Below are 18,208 nucleotides of genomic sequence, written 5' to 3' on the forward strand. Positions count from 1 at the left end.
CCTCCGGAGAACATGAGGGGGGTTCAAGTTCTCGTCAGGTTAGGTGTGCCGCCCCCGGCGGTCAATGCCCCGCGGCGCTCGGGCTCCGCAGTCCCGCGCCGTCGTCCCGACACCCACCGTGGATGTCGCGTTCGTCTCGCGTCATCACCGGTCGTCGGCGTCGTTCGGCTCCCCCCATACCGGGCGGCTCACATCGGGAGCGGGGAGGGCGGAAAGGATCGCGGTGACGCCGGCCCAGTCGGCGGTCTTGACCGTGTCGTTCATGAGGCGGATGAGTGCGGGGATGTCCTCGTGGGCTTGCAGCAGCGCGTCCGTCCCCCTCATGACCTGGCTGGAGACGGCCTCGTACCCCGTGCCGCCGCCCTGTCCCTTGAAGAACTTCCTCCCCTCGGGGCCGCCGCCCCAGAAGTCTCCGATGTCGTTCAGCTCCGCGGCCGCCTGCCTGACGATGTCGGCGAGCTCCTCTTTCTCGGTGTCGAAGGCGTTCGCGACGGACCTGAGGTGGTCTGAGGAGATCTTCAGGGGCGGGCGGGAGCCGCCGATGGGCGCCGTGGGTTCCCGCGGGTCCGGTACGGACATCCGGTGTCACTTTCCGCGAGGTCAGCCCGCTGGTTTGTGAGCCATCGTGAAATAGAGCAGGGTCCTGCCCAAGGTCTCCTTCAAGGTGGGGACGAGCTCCATGCCGCTCTGCCCGTTCAGGAGGTCGTAGGTGGGGCCGTAGCCGATCGAGCCTCCGGCCATCCTGGACAGGAACGCCTGCACATCGGCGTTTTTGCTGATCGCCTGAACGCCCGGCCTGGCCGCGTCGAACACGCCGTAGAAGACGACCGAGGCGGCGAATTCCTTCAACGCCTGTTTCGCGTTGTCGCCGAGCGAACCCGGGTCCTCGCCCCGCAGGGCGCGGACACCGGCCACCACGGCGACGTCCCCCACCGCGAAGAACGTACTGCCGATCGTGTACTCCGTGAGTTTGGTCAGCACGATCTTCGCGATGGCGTGTTCGAGCAGCTTGGCGAGGAGTTTCGCCTGTGCCCGCCGGATGAGGAACTGTGTTAACTGATAGGCCGCTCCGGCCTGCCAGGGAAAGGTGGTGAGGAAGACGAAGCCGGCGAGATTGGCCAGGGCCGCCGTGTAGTACGCGTGCTGCGCCGTCTCGATGAGTTCGGCGTACTCGTCGCACGCCTCGCTGTTCTGCCTGCAGGCGAGGGCGAGCCGGCCGGGGAAGCTCGCCGTCTGGGGGTGTGTGTAGAGGCCGGAGACGACGGCCTGTTTGAACGCCTCCACGCCCTCGCCTCCGTTCCGCTTCCACATCGCCTCGGCGAACGGGTAGGTGTTGTCCGGGCTCTTCTCGAACCGGTCGGCGAGCCGTGCCCACACATCGCGGGCCTGGCGAGCGCCGGCCGGGTCACCGTCCGGATATTCGACCGCGAGCATCGTGAAGACGAAGCCCGCGACGCCCAGCACTCCGGTGCCGTATATCGAGGCGCGTCCGGGATTGATGTTCAACGAAGGACAACCGGGGGGCTCGCGGCCGTCACGTGGGGAGAGGGCCGTACCACGCTCATCGCCTGTCCTGAGGCGGCAGGACGGTTTCGAGCGGGGTGCCGGTGACGAATGGGTCCACCAGTCGTCTCATCTGGTTCCCGGCGTCGCGGGCCGCCTCGCCGGCCGCCTGGAGGACGGCCTCCGCCAGCTCGCCGGAGCTCAGTCGCATGGCACGGGGGTCGATCGTGAGGCTGGCGAGTGCGCCCGTCAGCGATGTCTCGGCGGTGACGCGTCCTTGCGCCGCCTCGCCTCGGCCGCGGACCTCGGAGACGCCTTTTTGAAGCTCCTCAAGCCCGGTGACCTCGTCGTGGAACCGCTCCAGCAGTCTGTCGAGCTCTTCGTCGCCGTTCCGGGGTGATCTCATAGCGCTCCTGAACGTCGGGCAGTCGAGTGCCTGGAGTGACCAAACGGGTGACGTGGCGAGGCGGCCCGCCGGGGGCTCCGGCTCTGGCCCGCCCAATGTAGATCACGAAAACGATATTTAGCAATTTAACCGGTAGGTAAAGCGGGTTTTCTGGCCGAGGTCCGCGACGAGGCATGGCTCCACCGGTTCGCCGAAGATGCTCCGGGGGCCGCGCAGGCCGGGGGCGCTCAGGGCGGCCCCGCAGGGATTAGGGTCGGGGGGTGGAGAGTCCCCGCCCGCCCGCGAACCGCCGTCACAACCGTGAACCTGCTCCCGCCGACCTGAGAGCCGGAGATGCCGATCGAGAGAGGGTGGCCGCCGTACTGGGCGACGCGCTCGCCGACGGACGTCTCGGCCACGACGAGTACGACGAGCGCGCCGAGGCGCTCTACCGTGCCCGCACGCTGGGAGAGCTCTCCGCACTCACCGCCGACCTGCTCCCGCCCGAGGCACAGCCGCTCCGCACCGACGTCGGCCCGGTGACGGCCCTGTTCGGCTCCCAGGAGCGCAGCGGCCGCTGGGTCGTGCCGACCAGCTTCTCCGCCACCGCGATCTGCGCCAACGTCAAGCTCGACCTGTGCGAGGCGCTGCTCCAGTCCAGCCGGGTGACCCTGCAGGTCACCGTGGTGGGCGGCACCCTCACCCTGATCGTCCCCGAGGGCGTGCGGATCGAGATGCCCGCCTCGTCCTTCATGGGGGGCAAGAAGAACCAGGTCCCCCCGGCCTCGCCCGACGGCCCGGTCATCGAGATCACCGGCGTCGTCACGCTCGGGAACATCGTGGCCAAGTCCCCCAAGCGCCCTCGCCGCCCCTGGTTCCGTCGCTGACCACCGCCCTCAGCTGGCGCTGTCGAAGTTGATCGCGCTGTACGCCCGCAGCTTCCAGAGCTGGTGCTCGCTCTCGATCTTCCGGATCGTCCCGGAACGGCCGCGCATGACCAGGGAGTTGGTGACGGCTCGCCCCGCGCGGTAGCGGACGCCCTGCATCAGCTCACCGTCGGTGATCCCGGTGGCGGCGAAGAACACGTCGTCGGACCTGACCAGGTCGTCGGTGCTCAGCGTGGCGTCGAGGTCGAGGCCCGCGTCCAGCGCCCGGCGGCGCTCGGCGTCGTCCTGCGGCCAGAGCCTGCCCTGGATGACGCCGCCCAGGCACTTGAGCGCGCACGCGGCGATGATGCCCTCCGGCGTGCCGCCGATGCCGAGCATCAGGTCGACACCGGTGCCCACCCGGGCCGCCATGATCGCACCGGCCACGTCGCCGTCGGTGATGAGCCTGATCCGGGCGCCGGTCTCCCGGATCTCCCGGATGATCTTTTCGTGGCGGGGCCGGTCGAGGATGACCACGGTCACGTCCGAGGGCTCGCCGCCCTTGGCGCGGGCCACCGCGGCGATGTTGTCGGCCACCGGCGCGTTGATGTCCACGGACGAGGCGGCCTCGGGGCCGGTGACCAGCTTGTCCATGTAGAAGACGGCGGACGGGTCGTACATCGAGCCGCGCTCGCTGACCGCGATCACCGAGATCCCGTTGGGCATGCCGAGCGCGGTGAGCCGGGTGCCGTCGATCGGGTCGACGGCCACGTCGCACGCCGCGCCGCTGCCGTCACCCACCTGCTCGCCGTTGTAGAGCATCGGCGCGTTGTCCTTCTCACCCTCGCCGATCACCACCACGCCGCGCATCGACACCGTGTTGATCAACTGGCGCATCGCGTTCACCGCGGCGCCGTCGGCGCCGTTCTTGTCACCCCGCCCGACCCAGCGGGCCGCGGCCATCGCGGCCGCCTCCGTGACGCGGACCAACTCCAGGGCGAGGTTGCGATCAGGGGCGTGCTCGCCCGTGGCGAGGGCGGCAGGAACGGACGTCTGATCGGACATGGTGGGAAACCCCTCTCGTGGTTAATGCAACGATCGTAGTTGGCGCCCCTCTGACCGGTCGGCGGAGGATAATGTGCCCACCATGAGCAGCGACGCAGAACGGCTGGTGAAAGGCGTGGGCGCGCGGACCTCCGAGCGGGGTGCCGCCACGCGCGCCGCGTTGCTGTCCGCCGCCAGGGAGATTTTCGTCACAAGCGGATTCGCCGAGGCCGGGGTCACCGACGTGGTCGCCCGTGCGGGAGCGAGTGTCGGAAGTCTTTACCATCATTTTTCCGGCAAGGCCGACCTCTACCTCACGCTCTTCGACGAGTTCCAGGCCCGGCAGACCCAGCGGACCAAGCAGGCGGTCGGTGAGGCCAGGGCGGCCGGCGAGAGCGATCCGATGCGGCTGTTCATCGCCGGGGCCCGCGCCTACCTGGAGGGTTGCCTGGCCGAGCGGGAGATCTCCGCGCTGTTCCTGCGTGGTGACGGGCCGCCGGGGTTCGAGGTCATCGTGCGCGACCGGCTCCGGCAATGGGCCAAGCGCAACGCCGCCCTGTTCGAGGGGGACGAGGGAGCGCTGGTCGTGGTCCTCACCGGGGCGCTCGCCGCCGCGGTCTCCGAGGTCGCCCTGTCCGACGACGAGGACGCCTCACGGGCGCTCGTCGAGGACGTGCTGGCCATCATCGCCCAGATCCGCCGCCCCTGAGGGCGGACCACCTCCCTGAACAGATAGTGTCGACAGTCGTGCGAAGGTTCACTCAGGGCTTCTACGGCTATGTGGTCGCGATGGCGGTCTGCCTGGCCGCCGTCGGTCTGTTCCTGCTGGTCACACCGCAGAGCAGGACCGAGCACATCCCCAGGGTCGACTACTCGATCGCGCTGGCCGACCTGCGCCGTACGGCGCCCTTCCAGATGTGGGCCCCCGAGCCCGTCGCCGCCGGATGGGTCCCGAACAGCTCCCGGAGCACCCGGGAGAACGGCGCCACCACCTGGAAGCTCGGCTTCGCCACCGCCAAGCGCTTCCACGCGATGCTCGCCCAGAGCGACGAGAAGCCCGCGGCCGAGTTCGCCAACAGGCTCTCCAACACCTCCACGGTCACCGGGACCGTCCAGATCGACGGCGTGACCTGGGAGCAGCGGGTCCGCGAGGACAAGAACCAGCGCTCCCTCGTACGGTTCCTGCCCGACGTCACGATCGTCGTCACCGGCACCGCCCCCTGGGACGAACTGTCCGCCCTGGCGGGCTCCCTCAAGCAGCAGCCGAGGAACGACTCCTAGCCGAGTGGTTCCGAAGTGATCAGCGGGCGGCCCAGGCGCCGGGGATCGCCGCCGTGACCGGCCACGTGCCGTCTGCGTTCATACCGTGCTCGATGACTCGGCTGCGCGGCGCCTTGTCGAGTTCTTGATGTTTCCCTCCTCGGTCGAGACGGACCTGCTCGGGATGACGCCGAGGCTTGGTGCCTCGACGTTCTCGATCGTCTCAGTGCGCCCAGTCGCTCCAGGAGAGGTCGGCCGCTCGGTCGCCAGCTGAGCGAGAGCGAGCAGCAGGAGTTCGCTGCTGGACCAGTCGGCGCGGTCGCCGCGGCCCAGTTCCACGACGTGCCGCATGACCTCATCGGGGGCAAAGCCCAGCGCGGCGGCGATGTGTTTGGCAGCTTGCAGAAGTTCATGGTCTCGGGCCGCCATGAGGTGGTCCTACCCTTCGGTGCAGATCTGGCCGGCTTCGAGCTGGGCGGTTCGACATCGGTCAGGGAACATCAAGGGTGTCCGATGCCAGGTCAGCGACGACTGCGATGTGCTCTGAGGGCCATGCTCCGCCGACGGGAGCATCGCCGACGCATTGCACGGAGCAGACACGACCAAGTCCATCAAACGCCCGTGCCTCCTTCCCGTCCAGACTCTCCCGATGGGAAGCGACACCGACGACAAGCCCGGCGAACGCTCTGCCGGCAATCCACAACTCTCGTGAACGACCGGTTTCGGAGGTTCGCCACCGCGGCGCCGGCCGCTTCCACCGAGCGGGCCGGCGCGGACGGCTACGGCCCACCGCGGGCCCAGGCCGCGCTCGCGATGGCCGTGCCGGCACTCACCACCTTCCTGCATGAACCTGATGGCCAGAGGTCGAGACCGTCCTACTCGCCGGGGAGCCCTTCGCCGAGGCGGCCGGCCGGGCCGAGGCCCGCTGGGGTCCGCCGGCCCGGACCGGTTACAAGGTCGCCCTGCTCACCGGCACGATCCCGCACGTGTTCGAATCCGCCCGTCAGGACGGGGCGTTTGGGAAGGATCCCGTCGCCCGAGGAGCGGCCCGTCAGGCGGCGGCGCAGCCAGGGGGTGAGGTGTGTCGCCGCCCAGCGGAGATCGGCGAGCAACGCCGTTCTGCTCCAGGGCAGGTCGGCAGGGGGAGGGGCGGCGGCGCGGCCGAGAGTGGCCAGGACATGGTCGGCGACCCGGCGGTGGCCCAGCGGGTTGAGGTGCAGGCGATCCTCGCTCCACAGCTCGTGACCGTCGAACGCCCGGTCGCCGAACAGGTCGACCAGGTAGGTCCCGCGCCGCTCGGCCACCTCCGTGACCAGGTCGTTCATCGCGATGATGCGGGGCCGCAGCACCCGGGGCAGTGGGAGTCGCACGCTCATGTCGGGAAACCGGAAGAGCACCACGTCCGCGCCCGACGCGCGCAGACGGCCGACCACCCGGTCGAAGCGGTCGTGCATCGCGGCCGCGTCGAAGCCGCGCCGCAGCGCGTCGTTGCCGCCCGCGGCGACGCTGATGAGCGATGGGCTCATCGCGACCGCCGCCTCTACCTGCTCTGCGGCGACATCGTCGAACCTGCGCCCCCGGACGGCCAGGTTCGCGTAGCCGAAACCCGGCGAGCTGAGATCCGCGGCCACGAGATCCGCCCACCCGCGGAACGTGCCGTCGGGAAGCGGGTCGCCGACCCCCTCGGTGAAACTGTCGCCGAGCGCGACGAAGCTCGTCACGGGGTCCACTGCGGGTCACGTCCAAGGTGGGCGGCCAGCCGCTGATAGACCGATGCGCTGTCAGGGACCTCGACCAGGTGGCCGAACGCCTGCCCCGGTCCACGGCTCAGCGGCATTTGGAGCACCATCTCCAGCGCGGCCTCCGCCAGATCCGGGGCCAGGTCGCCGGGCCGGCCGAGAGCGCGGGCTGCGTCCCAGCCGTGCACGACGCCATCGATGAAGTGCATGGAGACGGCGAACGCGCCGGGGAAGACACCGAACTCGCGCACCTCCACCTGCCGTTCGAGCATGCCCTCAGCGGCGAACGCCTCTGTCACCAGGTCGACGGACCGCTGGAAGTCCTCGTGGGGATCCGCACCGAGCACGCCGCTGTCCCACACCGAACGGTCGGGGGGAGTGCCGCTCGCGGCGGCGGCGAAGCCGAGATTTTCGCAGACCTGGTGGCGGATCAGCCCGTGCAGGGTCCAGTCGGCGCACGGTGTGGGCCGCCTGAGATCCTCAGGAGTGACAGCGGCGACGACCTTCCCCAACGCGTCGCTCGCCCGCCGGTCGAGTTCGAGAATGTCCATGCGGCTCACCCTAGGAGCGGGAGCGGCCCTACCTCAGTGCCAAAAACGGCCAAACTGATTGGGCCACTCTAGACTTGCCCTCGTGCACGTGAGCTTGGAAGGGCGCACCGACCTGGCCGGCCAGATCTACCAGCAGATCCGCACCGCCGTGCTCGACGGGCGGCTACGGCACGGTGAGCCGTTGCCCGCCACCCGCGAACTGGCCCGGGAGCTCGTAGTCTCGCGGAACACCGTGAGCGCCGCCTACGACCGGTTGGCCGCCGAGGGCTTCGTCGAAGGCCGGATCGGCGCCGGCACTTTCGTCTGCGCCGACGCCCTGCCGCCTCCGAGTCCCCGGATGGGCCACAGCCGGCTTCGGCCGCGCGCCGTCTGGCAGGGGATCTCCATGCCGCGCGGCCTGGATTGGCGGCCCCGCTACGACTTCCGTCCCGGCCTGCCCGACGTTCGGATGTTCCCCTACGAGGCGTGGCGCCGGCTGGTCTCCCGGGAGCTGCGGAGCTCGGCCATGGGCAGTGGCATGTACGGCGACCCGCTCGGCCACGCCGGGCTGCGCGCGGCCATCGCCAGGCACGTGGGCGTCTCCCGCGCCGTGCTCGCCGATCCCGGCGCCATCGTCGTCACCTCGGGTGCGCAGCAGGCGCTCGACCTGATCGGCCGGGTGCTGCTCGAACCCGGTGACCGGGTGGTTGTCGAGGATCCCGGCTACCCGCCGCCGAGGCGGCTGTTCGAGTCGATGGGCCTGCGGGTCACGCCGGTCCCCGTCGATGGTGAGGGCCTGGTGGTGGACGCGCTGCCCGCCGACGCCCGCGCGGTCTACGTCACGCCCTCCCACCAGTTCCCGTTGGGCATGCCGATGTCGCTGGCTCGCCGGATGGCGCTGCTCGCCTGGGCAGAGGAGCGCGGGGCCGCCGTGATCGAGGACGACTACGACAGCGAGTTCAAGTACGGCGGGCGGCCCATCGAGCCGCTGCAGAATCTGGACAGGTCCGGCCGGGTGCTCTACGTCGGCTCGTTCTCCAAGGTCATGCTGCCGACACTGCGGCTCGGCTTTCTCGTCGCGCCGCCCGCGCTGCTGCCGGCCCTCAGCGCGGCCAAGTACGTCACCGACTGGCACACCTCGCTCCCCGGCCAGGCGGCACTGGCCGGCTTCATCGACGAGGGACTGCTGGCCCGGCACGTCCGCAGGATGCGAACCGAGTACGAGGCCCGTCATCGGCGTGTCGTCCAGCGCCTGGCCGGTCCGCTCGACCTGGTGACCTCCGCCGCCGGGCTGCACACCAGCGGCTTCCTGCCGACCGGCCACCGCGGCATCGCCCACCGCGCCCGCGACGCCGGGATCGGCCTGATGCCCCTGTCCGACTTCGCGGTACGCCCGACCCGTCCGGGCCTGGTCATCGGCTACGGTGCCATCCCGCTGGACCAGATCGACGACGGGCTCACCCGGCTCCTCTCGATCATGGACACCGAGGAGTCACGAGTTCGCGCCGGTACCTGCAGATAGGCATACGGTCGGCGTCGAACGGCCGCGCCGGGGTCATCGGTCGGCTGGGCGCCGTTGAAGAAGACCGTGGGGGCCTGGATGCCGTCGGAACCACTCGGCCGGCGTCAGCCGGTCGCCGAGGGCGGGCCTAGAAGGGCGTCTCTCCGGCCGGGTCGGAGTGCCGCCGCTGGGCCATGGCGGCCGCGAGCTTCACCCGGGCACCCTGGAGCCACTCCTCGCAGACCGCGGCCAGCATCTCGCCGCGCTCCCAGAGCTCGATCGACTGTTCCAGGGTGAGTCCGCCCGCCTCAAGGCTGCGGACCACCTCGGTCAGCTCCTCGCGCGCCTGCTCGTACGACGGTCTCTTCTCATCGGCCACGCACCCCACCTTAGATCGTGACGCCCACCCGGTGACGCCGTGCCGTACCGGGAGTCGCGGCGCCTCCCCGCGACGGCGTGATCGACAAGGCACCTCCCCGGTCGCTTCGCAGGGGAGTACGGCTGAAAGAATGCCCAGGTGAACGTTCGTGACGCGACCACCAGGGACATCCCCGAGCTGGTGCGCCTCCGTGAGATCCTGGCCGACCGGATGGCAAGGGACGGCAACCTTCCCATCGAGGAGGAGTGGCAGCAGGCCTACGCAGAGAGCCTCGAAGAGCGGCTGGGCAGCCTCGACACCGCCGTCTACGTGGTGGACTCCCCGGAACAGGGGCTGGCGGCCTGCGGGATCGGCCTCATCTTCGACCGCTTTCCCGGCCCCAGCCTTCCCGATGGCCGCTACGGCTACATCCAGGGCATGACCACCGACCCGCGCCACCGGCGCAGGGGGCATGGCCGGGCCATCATGGGGGCCCTCCTGGAGTGGTACCGCGACAGCGGGATCCGCAGGGTCGACCTGCACGCCACCTCGGACGCCGAGTCGCTCTACCGGCGGCTGGGGTTCGTCGACGACGGCTACCCCTCGCTCACCTGGCGGGATCACTCCTGACCCGCACCCGGTCGTCGGGGAAGCGCACGGTCAGCTCGTCGCCGGGGGAGACCTCGCTCGCGAGCCGTACGACATCGCCCGAGGGGCGTTGCACGATCGCGTAGCCGCGCTCCAGCGTGGCGGCCGGAGAGAGCGAGACCAGGCGGGCGCGCAGGTGCTCCAGCGAATCGGCGGCGCGGTCCAGGGAACCGGTGAGGGAACGTCGTGCCCGGTCCCTGAGCTGCTCGGCCTGCTCGGCCCTGCGCTCGATCTCACGCACCGGGTCCGCGAGGGAGGGGCGGGAGCGGGCCGCGGACAGCCAAGCCGTCTCGCGGTCCAGCCAGCCGCCCACCACCCTGCGGCCCCGGTCCCTGAGCTGGCGGATCAGCGTCATCTGCTCGCCGACGTCCGGCACCACCTTCTTCGCCGCGTCCGTGGGCGTGGACGCGCGCACGTCGGCGACCAGGTCGAGCAGCGGGTTGTCCTGCTCGTGGCCGATCGCGCTGACCACGGGCGTGCGGCAGGCCGCGACCGCCCGGACGAGCGCCTCGTCGGAGAAGGGCAGCAGGTCCTCCATCGACCCGCCGCCCCGCGCGACCACGATGACGTCGACCTCGGCGTCGGCGTCGAACTTGCGCAGCGCCTCGATGACCTCACCGACCGCGTACGGCCCCTGCACGGCCACCGGCTCGACCTTGAACCGCACCGCCGGCCAGCGGCGCCGCGAGTTCTCCAGCACGTCGCGCTCGGCGGCCGAGTCCCGGCCGCAGATCAGGCCGACCGTGCCCGGCAGGAACGGCAGCCGCCGTTTCCTGTCGACGCCGAAGAGCCCCTCGGAGGCGAGCAACCGGCGCAACCGCTCCAGCCGCGCCAGCAGCTCGCCCACCCCGACCGGCCGCATCTCCAGCGCGGTGAACGCGAACGAGCCCTTGTTGACCCAGAAATCGGGCTTCAGGTGGGCCACGATCCTCGCGCCGTCGACCGGCCGGGGGACGGTCGCCTCGTAGACACCACGCGGGCAGGTGATCCGGGCCGACACGTTGGCCACCGGGTCACGCAACGTCAGGAACACCGTGCCGCCTCGGGCGGTCAGCTCGGTGATCTGTCCCTCGACCCAGACGGTGCCGAGCTTGCCGATCCAGCCGCCGACCATCTGCAACACCGTGCGAACCGGGAGGGGCTGCTCAGGGGTGGTGTTCGAGCTCATGGCCGGGAGCCTACGCGCCGGAGGCGACTATTCCGCGGCCGCCAGCTTGGCCAGGCGGTTCTCGTACATCCGTACGACGGCCTCGCGGCCTGCGGTGGCGCGCTCGTAGGCGAGCAGCTCCCGGATCTGCTCGGACGTCCTGCCGCGCATCCGCGCCCGCAGCGACGCGACGGTCAGCTCCGCGTAGCCGGGCAGCGGCTCGGCCGTCTCGGGTGCCGCGACCCTGGTCTCGGTCACCTCGACCGCTGCGGCGTCGGTGCTCTCGGGCTTCGCGGTCTCGACCCGCTCGACCTCGACCTGCACCGCCGCGGGCGTCTCGACGGGGGCGCCGCTCTCCGCCACCGGGGTCGCCGGGGCGGCTGCCTTGGCGGTCTTGCGTGCCCTGGTCGTCCTGGCCTTCGGGGCGGCCTTGGGGGCGGCGGCCTCGGACTCCACGGACTCGGCGGCCTTGGCCTTGGCCCGGGTGGCCCTGGGCTTCTTCGCGGCGGGGGCCTCGGCGACCAGGGTTTCCGCGACCTTCGTTTCGGTGGCGGGGGTCTCCGCGACCTCGGGCTCGGCGGCGGCGGCGGGGGTTTCGGCGGCCTCCGGCTCGACGGTGGCCGGGGTTTCCACGGTCTTCGCCGCGGTGGCGGGGGTCTCCGCGACTTCCGGTTCGACGGCGGCGGGGGTCTCCGCGACTTCCGGCTCGACAACGGCCGGGGTCTTGGCGGCCTCTGCCTCGGTGGTGGCCTGTGCCTCCGTGGTGGAGGGCTCCGCGATGGGGGCCTCGGCGGGCTTGGGCTCGGCGGCCTTGGGCTCCGGGGCGGTGACCGGCGCCTCGGTGGCGGCCGGGGTCTCGACGGCCTCGGTCTTGGCCTCGGTGGCGGAGGGCTCCGCCGCCTTGGGCTTGGCGGGGCTGAAGATGACCGGCTCGCGGGTGGTCCTGGCGCCGTTGCTCTCGGCGGCGGTCGCCTTGTCCGCGGTCTTCTCCGGGCGCGGTGCGAAGATGACGGGCGCGCGGCGGGCGGGCTTCTCCACCTGCTCCGCGGCCTTCTCAGCGGTCTCCGCCGGCTGGCCGCCGAGCGTCTCGGGGGACCCGTCGGGCTCTTCTCCCTGGCCGGAGGTACCCTTGATCTTGGACCGTACGCGGTCGCCGAGGAGCAGCGCCTGGCCCACCCCGCTCAGCGCGGTCTGCAGCATGTGCAGCGGCAGGTCTTTTGCCTTCTGTGTGACATTGCGGATCATGTCGGGGACTGACATATCGTCTCCCTGGGAGGTCTGTATCGAGAAAGGCTAGTGTGGCAAGACTGTGCCGCATGAGCTTGTGGGACGTATGGGCTGTCTCGCGGGCGTCTCCACGTAGCATAAGAGCATGACTTCCAAGACCTCCGCGACCCGACGCGTACTGGTGGCGAAGCCCCGCGGTTACTGCGCGGGGGTCGATCGCGCCGTGCAGGCCGTGGAGAAGGCGCTGGAGCAGTACGGTGCCCCGATCTACGTCCGTAAGCAGATCGTCCACAACACCCACGTGGTCAAGACGCTGGAGGCGCGCGGAGCGATCTTCGTCGAGGAGACCGAGCAGGTGCCCGAGGGGGCCATCGTGGTCTTCTCCGCCCACGGCGTCTCACCGGCGGTCCACCAGGAGGCCGCCCGGCGCAGCCTCAAGACGATCGACGCCACCTGCCCGCTGGTGACCAAGGTGCACAACGAGGCCAGGCGCTTCGCCTCCCAGGACTACGACATCCTCCTCATCGGCCACGAGGGTCACGAGGAGGTCGAGGGCACCGCGGGCGAGGCACCCGACCACATCCAGCTCGTCGACGGTCTGGAGTCGGTCGGCGCCGTGCGGGTCAAGGACCCCGAGCGGCTGGTCTGGCTGTCGCAGACCACGCTCTCCGTGGACGAGACGGTCGAGACGGTCTCCCGGCTCAAGGAGCGCTTCCCGAACCTGATCGACCCGCCGAGCGACGACATCTGCTACGCCACCCAGAACCGTCAGGTCGCCGTCAAGGAGATCGCCGCACAGGCGGAGCTGGTCATCGTGGTCGGCTCGGAGAACTCCTCCAACTCCAAGCGGCTGGTCGAGGTCGCCCTCGACCACGGGGCCGACGCCTCCTACCTCGTCGACGACGCCTCGCTCATCGAGGACGCCTGGCTCGACGGTGTCACCACGGTCGGCGTGACGAGCGGCGCCTCGGTGCCGGAGGAGCTCGTCACCGAAGTCCTGGCCCGCCTCGCCGGGCATGGCTTCGAGGACGTCGAAGAGGTCGAGTCCGTCCAGGAGAGCGTGCGCTTCGCGCTCCCGCACGAGCTGCGCAAGGACCTGCGCGCCACGGTTTGACCGCACCGCTGTTCGCGGAGTTCGGCCGCCGCTACGGGCATGATGCCGCCCCCGGCCCGTTGCGGCCGGCCATGGCCGGTCGTGAGATCTCCTGCCCGGCGGTTACGAGCCCTCGCGCGGTGTGCCGTACACCTTGGGCTCGAAGTACCCCTCGGGCTCGGGGGCGAAGGCGGAGTCGCCGCTCCTCGGCGCGGGAACGGAGGCCTTGCCGACCCTGAGCTCGTCGCGCAGCTCACGGACGCAGCGGGTCAGACCGCGGCGCCAGGCGATGACCAGCACCAGGAGCGAGCCGCCGAACAGCCACGGGGCACCCTGCGAGAGCGCGGTGTACATGCCCAGACCGAAGGCCTGGATGGGCGTGGACGCGAACAGGGAACGGACCGCCTCGATGAGCACGGTGGTCACGAAGAAGACCAGGGGCGGAGAGACCACCAGCGACAGCAGGTCCCTGCGGTTCACCAGCACCGCCGCGGCCACGCAGCCGGCCACGAACGCCGCCCCGGTCAGCGCCGCCACCCCGAACAGCGCCTGCAGCACGCTGCCCACCAGCGTGGACGCCAGCACGAGGGCCAGCGCGCCCCGGACGGTCAGCCGGATGCCGCCGGCGGCCCGGCCAAGTTCACTCATACGATCACCCCGCCGGCCGGCTGTACGCCGCCTCGCTCGTCCACCACTCGCCCCCTATGACCTCGGCCCCCACGTCGTCAACTCCGTCGCCTCCAGTGTCCGGCCGTCGGCGCCGTGGGAGAACAGTTTCAGGGCAGGTCGTTGGCCAACCTACCGTTCAGGCGGGATACGAGAGGCGAGCTTGGCTCCTCTTCCGCGAGCAGTTCCGGCGAGGTCAGCGCGCGTGGCAGGTCCTCGATCGCCTGCGGCCTGTCCAGATCGGTCTCGACCAGTCCCAGATCGTTTAGTTTGCGTGCGCTCACCAGCACCCGGGTCTCCAGCGAGCCGACAGTCCTGTTGTACGACTCCACGGCCCGGTTCAGTGAGCGGCCCAGAGCGTCGACGTTACGCCCCATGCTGCTCAGCCGCTCGTACAGCTCCTTGCCGACCTCGAAGATCGCCCGCGCGTTCTCGCTGAGCGCGGCCTGCTGCCAGGCGTACTGCGCGGTGCGGAGCATGGTGATCAGCGTGGTGGGGGTGGCGATGTGGACCCGCCGCCGCATGGCGTACTCCAGCAGGGCGGGGTCGCGCTCCAGCGCCGGGGCGAGGAACGCCTCGCCGGGGATGAACAGCACCATGAACTCCGGTGCCGGGCTGAACGCCTGCCAGTAGGTCTTGGAGGCCAGCCGGTCCACGTGCTCGCGCACGTGACGGGAGTGGGAGTCGAGCCGGGCCGACTGGTGGTCGGGGTCGGCCGACTCGGCGGCCTCCAGGTAGGCGGCGAGGGAGACCTTGGAGTCGACCACGATGTTCTTGCCGCCGGCCAGCCGTACCACCATGTCGGGCCGTAGCACGCCGTCCGGCGTGGTGACGCTCACCTGCTCGTCGAAGTCGCAGAACCGCTGCATCCCGGCGATCTCGGCGACCCTGCGGAGCTGGAGCTCTCCCCACCGGCCCCGGGCCTCGGGGCGTTGCAGGGCCCGCACCAGGGAACTCGTCTGGGCGCGGAGCTGCTCGTTGCTCTCGCGGACGACGTCGATGTGCTTGGCCAGCTCCGCGTGGGCGGCCCGCTGGCCCGTCTGCGTGTCGCGCAGCTGCGTCTCGACGCGGGCCAGGGTGTCCTTCAACGGCTCGATCAGGTGCTCGACCGCCTGCTTGCGCTGCTCCAGCTCACCGGCCGCCTCGGCCCGGTTGGCGGCCAGCCTCGTCTCGGCCAGCTCCAGGAACCGCAGGTTGTTGACGTCGAGCGCCCGGCTCGACAGGGCCTGGAACCGCTCGGAGAGCTGCTCCTCGATGTAGACGACCTTCTCCTCGGCGATCTTCGCGCGGGCCTCGGCGTCGGCCAGACGCGCGATGACGTCGGCGGCTCCCGAGGAGGCGCGCGCCCGGCCCAGCAGGAAGCCGATCGCGAGCCCCGCGGCGAGGCCCACCGCGAGCTGGAAGGAGAGCGCCATGACGTCCACCCCGGCATGATTCCAGGCCCGGTCACTCCTGGCGCGCCGACACGCCTTCCGAAGGCGCCCGAGGCCGGACGGGGAGCTGCGGAATCGTGTCCGAACCTGGCCGAACCGGGGAGAGTCACCTGGACGGCTCCGATCGGTGTCGAACCACCGGCGGCGGGCGCCTGAACGGGATGTCCACCACCCTGTGACCTGCCCGTGGCAGGTAGCAGTGGGTCATTCCGCGTAAACTCGGCTCACGTGAGCCTGAGCATCGGCATCGTCGGATTGCCCAACGTCGGCAAGTCAACGCTTTTCAACGCGCTGACGAAGACCGCCAACGCCCTGGCGGCGAACTACCCGTTCGCCACCATCGAGCCCAACGTGGGCATCGTCGGCGTTCCCGACCCACGTCTTGAGAAGCTGGCCGAGATCTTCGGGTCCGCGAAGATCCTGCCGGCGAAGGTGGAGTTCGTGGACATCGCCGGGCTGGTCCGCGGCGCCTCGGAGGGACAGGGGCGGGGTAACCAGTTCCTCGCCAACATCCGCGACACCGATGCGATCTGCCAGGTCATCCGGGTCTTCAACGACCCCGACGTGACCCACGTGGACGGCGACGTCGCCCCCGGGCGCGACATCGAGACGATCAACACCGAGCTGATCCTCGCCGACCTGCAGACCCTGGAGAAGGCGATTCCCCGCCTCCAGAAGGAGTCTCGGACCAACAAGGACCGCAAGTCCGCGCTGGACGCGGCGGAGGCGGCCTTCAAGCTCCTCGACGGCGGCACCACCCTGTACGCCGGAGCCTCCGGTGCCGGGATCGACCCGAAGGACCTGCGCGAGCTGCACCTGCTGACCGCCAAGCCCTTCCTGTACGTCTTCAACCTCGACGCGGACGAGCTGGTGGACGAGGAGCTCAGGGCCCGGCTCTCGGCGCTCGTCGCACCGGCCGAGGCCGTCTTCCTCGACGCGAAGATCGAGTCCGAGCTCGTCGAGCTCGACGACTCCGAGGCGCTGGAGCTCCTGCAGTCCGTCGGCCAGGAGGAGTCGGGCCTGGCCCAGCTGGCCAGGGTGGGTTTCGAGACCCTGGGCCTGCAGACCTACCTGACCGCCGGCCCCAAGGAGACCAGGGCCTGGACGATCTCCAAGGGCGCCACCGCCCCCGAGGCGGCCGGGGTCATCCACACCGACTTCCAGCGCGGCTTCATCAAGGCCGAGATCGTCTCCTTCGACGAGCTGGTGGAGACCGGCTCCATCGCCGCCGCCCGCCAGGCCGGCAAGGCCCGCATCGAGGGCAAGGACTACGTCATGCGCGACGGCGACGTGGTGGAGTTCCGCTTCAACGTCTGACCGATCCGCGTTCCCCGGGCCAAGGAGACCTCCCGTCTCCTTGGCCCGGGGTGTTTTCACCCCGCCTCTGTCGTCACCTCGCCGGCGCGGGTGCCGTGATTGCGGGGGAACAGGTCCGTCCCTCCCGCGTCGCGCACCGGCCTCGTCGCGGTCGAACGGCCGGGTGCGCGACACATGACTCCCCGGCGACCACGGAGGGCTTCGGCGCCCAGAGTGATGCGTTCGCCGCCGGACTCGACGAGATGCTCTCCGGTTTCCGGGCTCGGGACGAGTCAGGTGGCGCTCTTCGGCGGGCAGGCGATCCGTACGCCGGCCACCGCTCTTCCTCTCGGGCCGCCCGGCCGATCATCTAAGAGCTCCACTCCAAAAAGAGAGCACTGCTCTTGACATCGCTGCTCATATAAAAGAGCATTGCTCTCGAATTAGGGCACCGTTCTGATCGGGTCGAGTGCCTCTCCCACCTGTGATTCGGAGAACCTCGTGAACACCGGCAGTTTCTCTCCTCTGACCGGCCGGGCACGGCTGAGCGCCCTGTCCTTCGCGATGGCCGGCGCGCTCTTCCTGCTGTATCCGGTGGTTCGGCCGTACGCCGACGAGACGACGCTGCGCGGTGCGGAGGCGATGGCGTCCGGCGCCTGGATCGCGGCGCACCTGTTCGCGGTGGGCGGTTTCATCCTCCTCACCCTGGGCCTGCTGGGCCTGCGCACCGTGCTGAGGGACCGGCTCGCCTCGGGCGCGGTCGTGGTGACCTGGATAGGGGTGGGGCTCACCCTGCCGTACTACGGAGCCGAGGTCTTCGGGCTGAACGCCCTCGCGCAGCGAGCCCTGCAGGAGCAGGATCCCGGGCTACTGGAACTGGCCGAGGTGATCCGTCTTGGGGTGGTCTCGGGCGCCATGTTCATCGCCGGGCTCCTGCTGCTGGCAGCCGGTTCGATCCTGGCCGCCGCCGCCGTCTGGCGGTCCGGCACCCTGCCCCGGTGGAGCGGGGTCCCGCTCGCTCTCGGTTTCGCCCTCTTCATCCCGCAGTTCTTCGGCACCCCGGCACTCAGGATCGCGCACGGCGCGCTGATCGCGGCGGGGGCTCTCTGGCCGGCGGTGTCCCTGTGGCGTACGGCCTCGGTGACCACCTCGGAAGAGCACGAGATCGCGCGGGCCGGGTCCCTTCGCTGATCGAAGCCGGTCCGCGGAACCGATGGCGCGCGTACGGGCCGGCCTCATCGGACCAGGCATCGCCGTCTCTGTCGGGTAGGCAGGGCGTCGAAGGCGGGCGAGGGGCCGCGAGGGTGGGCTATTCCGGGGGGTGTGACACTGGGTGACGCATTTCGTATTAAATGCGCAGGTCGCGACAGTCCGGGGACCGTCTAGTTAGCAATGCGTGGCGTTTGAGTAATCGACCCATGCGCTGGCCAGGGGTAATGCGCTTTTCATTGGGCATCGGCGGCATCGCCGGTCTCGCCGGGGTTCCAGACCGGGTTTGCTCAGTCATCACGA

Annotated in this window: 20 protein-coding genes; 8 read left to right on the forward strand and 12 right to left on the reverse strand. The window is 70.3% G+C overall.

The window, feature by feature from the left end; genetic code table 11:
• Positions 1-144: 144 nt before the first annotated feature.
• Genes ACWD3H_RS09230 through ACWD3H_RS09240 form a run of 3 tightly spaced genes read right to left on the reverse strand, consistent with a single transcriptional unit; the run spans position 145 to position 1,909 of the window.
• Positions 145-579 carry a WXG100 family type VII secretion target gene (locus ACWD3H_RS09230; RefSeq protein ID WP_355550696.1) on the reverse strand — a complete coding sequence of 145 codons (435 nt, stop codon included), beginning with the start codon at positions 577-579 and terminating at the stop codon, positions 145-147.
• A gap of 21 nt (positions 580-600) precedes the next feature.
• A complete protein-coding gene (locus tag ACWD3H_RS09235; protein WP_451954590.1) occupies positions 601-1,506 on the reverse strand; it encodes a WXG100-like domain-containing protein in 906 nt (301 codons plus the stop codon).
• Positions 1,507-1,561: 55 nt separating this feature from the next.
• Positions 1,562-1,909 carry a YbaB/EbfC family nucleoid-associated protein gene (locus ACWD3H_RS09240; protein WP_451954591.1) on the reverse strand — a complete coding sequence of 116 codons (348 nt, stop codon included), beginning with the start codon at positions 1,907-1,909 and terminating at the stop codon, positions 1,562-1,564.
• A 260-nt stretch (positions 1,910-2,169) separates the two neighbouring features.
• On the opposite strand from ACWD3H_RS09240, the gene ACWD3H_RS09245 reads away from it, so the two are divergent.
• Positions 2,170-2,775: a DUF1707 SHOCT-like domain-containing protein gene (locus ACWD3H_RS09245; RefSeq protein ID WP_355550701.1), complete on the forward strand. Its 606-nt coding sequence runs from the start codon at positions 2,170-2,172 to the stop codon at positions 2,773-2,775.
• A 9-nt stretch (positions 2,776-2,784) separates the two neighbouring features.
• Here ACWD3H_RS09245 and glpX read toward each other — a convergent pair whose 3' ends face one another.
• Positions 2,785-3,819, reverse strand: a complete 1,035-nt coding sequence (glpX, locus tag ACWD3H_RS09250) for a class II fructose-bisphosphatase (RefSeq protein WP_355550703.1) — start codon at positions 3,817-3,819, stop codon at positions 2,785-2,787.
• An 82-nt stretch (positions 3,820-3,901) separates the two neighbouring features.
• On the opposite strand from glpX, the gene ACWD3H_RS09255 reads away from it, so the two are divergent.
• Positions 3,902-4,507 carry a TetR/AcrR family transcriptional regulator gene (locus ACWD3H_RS09255; protein ID WP_399529880.1) on the forward strand — a complete coding sequence of 202 codons (606 nt, stop codon included), beginning with the start codon at positions 3,902-3,904 and terminating at the stop codon, positions 4,505-4,507.
• 38 nt (positions 4,508-4,545) lie between these two features.
• Positions 4,546-5,079, forward strand: coding sequence for a DUF4245 domain-containing protein (locus ACWD3H_RS09260; RefSeq protein ID WP_355550707.1), 534 nt, complete (start codon positions 4,546-4,548; stop codon positions 5,077-5,079).
• A gap of 78 nt (positions 5,080-5,157) precedes the next feature.
• Here the strand turns inward: ACWD3H_RS09260 and ACWD3H_RS09265 are convergent, their stop codons facing one another.
• The 3 genes from ACWD3H_RS09265 to ACWD3H_RS09275 all read right to left on the reverse strand — a co-directional run bounded on the left by ACWD3H_RS09265 (position 5,158) and on the right by ACWD3H_RS09275 (position 7,348).
• Positions 5,158-5,487 (reverse strand): hypothetical protein, encoded by a 330-nt coding sequence (locus ACWD3H_RS09265; RefSeq protein ID WP_451954592.1) that lies wholly within the window; start codon positions 5,485-5,487, stop codon positions 5,158-5,160.
• Positions 5,488-5,933: 446 nt separating this feature from the next.
• A complete protein-coding gene (locus tag ACWD3H_RS09270; protein WP_451954593.1) occupies positions 5,934-6,779 on the reverse strand; it encodes an SGNH/GDSL hydrolase family protein in 846 nt (281 codons plus the stop codon).
• Positions 6,776-7,348: a TIGR03086 family metal-binding protein gene (locus ACWD3H_RS09275; RefSeq protein WP_355550713.1), complete on the reverse strand. Its 573-nt coding sequence runs from the start codon at positions 7,346-7,348 to the stop codon at positions 6,776-6,778. Before ACWD3H_RS09275 ends, ACWD3H_RS09270 begins: the two co-directional genes overlap by 4 nt.
• 82 nt (positions 7,349-7,430) lie before the next feature.
• Between ACWD3H_RS09275 and pdxR the strand changes: the two genes are divergently transcribed.
• On the forward strand, positions 7,431-8,849 hold the full coding sequence (gene pdxR / locus ACWD3H_RS09280) for a MocR-like pyridoxine biosynthesis transcription factor PdxR (RefSeq protein ID WP_451954594.1): 1,419 nt from the start codon (positions 7,431-7,433) through the stop codon (positions 8,847-8,849).
• Between the two features lie 127 nt (positions 8,850-8,976).
• On the opposite strand, the gene ACWD3H_RS09285 is transcribed toward pdxR, so the two are convergent.
• The gene (locus ACWD3H_RS09285; RefSeq protein WP_355550717.1) at positions 8,977-9,207 is read right to left on the reverse strand and encodes an exodeoxyribonuclease VII small subunit; all 231 of its coding nucleotides are present in this window, start codon (positions 9,205-9,207) and stop codon (positions 8,977-8,979) included.
• A gap of 138 nt (positions 9,208-9,345) precedes the next feature.
• On the opposite strand from ACWD3H_RS09285, the gene ACWD3H_RS09290 reads away from it, so the two are divergent.
• Complete coding sequence (locus ACWD3H_RS09290; RefSeq protein ID WP_451954595.1) at positions 9,346-9,816, forward strand: GNAT family N-acetyltransferase; 471 nt, start codon at positions 9,346-9,348, stop codon at positions 9,814-9,816.
• Here ACWD3H_RS09290 and xseA read toward each other — a convergent pair.
• Entirely contained in the window at positions 9,794-11,002 is a 1,209-nt protein-coding gene (gene xseA / locus ACWD3H_RS09295; protein ID WP_355550721.1) for an exodeoxyribonuclease VII large subunit, read from the reverse strand. The two genes, ACWD3H_RS09290 and xseA, sit on opposite strands and share 23 nt — an antisense overlap.
• A 27-nt stretch (positions 11,003-11,029) precedes the next feature.
• Positions 11,030-12,241, reverse strand: coding sequence for a hypothetical protein (locus ACWD3H_RS09300; RefSeq protein WP_451954596.1), 1,212 nt, complete (start codon positions 12,239-12,241; stop codon positions 11,030-11,032).
• A 112-nt stretch (positions 12,242-12,353) separates the two neighbouring features.
• On the opposite strand from ACWD3H_RS09300, the gene ACWD3H_RS09305 reads away from it, so the two are divergent.
• Positions 12,354-13,322, forward strand: a complete 969-nt coding sequence (locus ACWD3H_RS09305) for a 4-hydroxy-3-methylbut-2-enyl diphosphate reductase (RefSeq protein WP_355550725.1) — start codon at positions 12,354-12,356, stop codon at positions 13,320-13,322.
• 102 nt (positions 13,323-13,424) lie between these two features.
• Here ACWD3H_RS09305 and ACWD3H_RS09310 read toward each other — a convergent pair whose 3' ends face one another.
• Entirely contained in the window at positions 13,425-13,949 is a 525-nt protein-coding gene (locus tag ACWD3H_RS09310) for a DUF6542 domain-containing protein (protein ID WP_355550727.1), read from the reverse strand.
• A 128-nt stretch (positions 13,950-14,077) separates the two neighbouring features.
• Entirely contained in the window at positions 14,078-15,382 is a 1,305-nt protein-coding gene (locus ACWD3H_RS09315) for a DNA recombination protein RmuC (RefSeq protein ID WP_451954681.1), read from the reverse strand.
• Positions 15,383-15,628: 246 nt separating this feature from the next.
• Between ACWD3H_RS09315 and ychF the strand changes: the two genes are divergently transcribed.
• The gene (gene ychF / locus ACWD3H_RS09320) at positions 15,629-16,717 is read left to right on the forward strand and encodes a redox-regulated ATPase YchF (protein WP_355550729.1); all 1,089 of its coding nucleotides are present in this window, start codon (positions 15,629-15,631) and stop codon (positions 16,715-16,717) included.
• Between the two features lie 480 nt (positions 16,718-17,197).
• On the forward strand, positions 17,198-17,887 hold the full coding sequence (locus ACWD3H_RS09325; RefSeq protein WP_355550731.1) for a hypothetical protein: 690 nt from the start codon (positions 17,198-17,200) through the stop codon (positions 17,885-17,887).
• Positions 17,888-18,208 lie beyond the last annotated feature (321 nt).

Source organism: Streptosporangium sp. NPDC002607 (assembly GCF_053592655.1).